Consider the following 1,764-nt stretch of genomic DNA (forward strand, 5'->3'; position numbering starts at 1 on the left):
CCATGGATCGTCTGTTGTCGCGGATAGTCCGCCTCGGTGGCGTTGAACGTCACCAACAACTTCTCGCTTTCCGACGTCGGCAGGATCGACACCTGCTGCAAGGGCAGGTCCGGCTGCTGTTCAAGCACCGCGACCAGGCTTTCCAGCGTGTGTTGCACATAACCACAAAGCCGCTGCGCACCAATGCGCGCGGGGGTCATGACCGTAAAGCTGAATGCCTCGCCCTGGTCATCCACCGACAACATCAGCGGATAATTGGTCCGCTCCTCGCCACTGAGGATCTGGATGCCGCTCCAAGCCGACAATGCCTCGCTCGACACTGTGGTACCGGAGTGGCGATAGTTGAGCAAGGCGCTGAACAACGGCGTCGGCGCCTGCACACCGCTGCAGCGTTGCGCCAGCGCCAACGCGGCGTGTTCATGGCCCAGCAGTGCGGTCAAGCGGGCATGGGTCGCTTTCACCCCCGCACGAACCCCGGTTTGCCCGACACTCACTCGCAACGGCAAGGTATTGATGAACATCCCCAGCGCGCGGTCGGCCCCCTCACCGCCCTGCATCCGTCCGACCAATACCGTGCCGAACACCACATCCTCCTTGCCCGATATCTTGCCCAGGACTTGCGCCCAAACCAGGTGATACAAGCTCGCCGCGCTCACTCCCAACTGACGCGCCTGGGCCCGCAGTCGACGACTCAGGTCGGCCTCGACTTCCTGGCGCACCTCCTCGAGGCCGCTGCCATCGCCTTGCACATCCTGCAAATCGAACGGCAACGTCGGCTCGTCGATGTCACCGAGCATTTCACGGAAGAAGGTTTCGTGCGCCTCACGGCTCACACCCAGGCGAGCCTGGGCCACGAAGTTGCGGTACGGCACCGACGCCGACAGCCGCTGCGCCTGACCGAGCATGTGCGCTTCGATTTCCGCCGACAGCACCGCCAGTGACGTGACGTCGTCCACCAGATGGTGAAACAACAGCATGCCCACCCAGCGTTGGTTCGCCAGGTCTTGCGCGTAGACAAGCCGCATCATCGGCGCCTTGCGAATGTCCAGGCGATAGAATCGCGGGTCGAAACGCTGGTGCAACTGCGTGGCGATGTCACCCTGCGCCGGATCCAGCGCAACCGGCTCGACACTCAGTGGCGCGTCTCGCCAGACCACCTGCATGGGTTCGGGCAAGCCTTCCCAGAGCACGCCAGTTCGCAGGATATCGTGCCGGGCAATGACGGCTTGCAGCGCATGGGCGAAATCTTCCAAGCGCGTGAACTGGTCGAAACCGAATATCACCTGTTGCAAATAGGGGTCGCCTTCGGCGGCGGCCAAATGGTGATAGAGAATGCCTTCCTGCAACGGCGCCAGGGCATAAATGTCTTGGACGTTACTTACACCGCCCGGCACCGCCGCGACGATCTGCTCTATCTCCGCTTGGGACAGCGCGGCCAGCGGCAGCATGTCCGGTGTGATGCGCGTGCAATCGGCCGGGATACCGTTGGCCGGCACCACGACGTCCCGGTAGCCACCGACGGCGGCAGCCAACGCGGCCAACGTCGGCTGGCCGAACAAGACCCGCACATCGACGCTCAGCTCGATCTGGCGCATGCGTTCGATCATTTTCACCGCCAACAGCGAGTGCCCGCCCAGTTCAAAGAAGTTGTCGTGGCGACCGACTTGTTCGAGCTTGAGCAAGTCCTCCCAGATCCGGGCAATGCTGGCTTCCACTTCTCCTTGTGGCGCCTCGTATTCACGGACGATCACTGCTGAATGATCC

1 protein-coding gene is annotated in these 1,764 nt (G+C 62.6%); it reads right to left on the bottom strand.

The features are described 5' to 3' along the window. Window positions 1-1,764, bottom strand: a 1,764-nt coding sequence (locus tag AACY42_RS28340; RefSeq protein WP_445261768.1) for a condensation domain-containing protein, incomplete at both ends; no start/stop codon positions are given.

Source organism: Pseudomonas sp. RL_5y_Pfl2_73, from assembly GCF_963970515.1.
In the GTDB taxonomy this organism is placed as follows: Bacteria; Pseudomonadota; Gammaproteobacteria; order Pseudomonadales; family Pseudomonadaceae; genus Aquipseudomonas.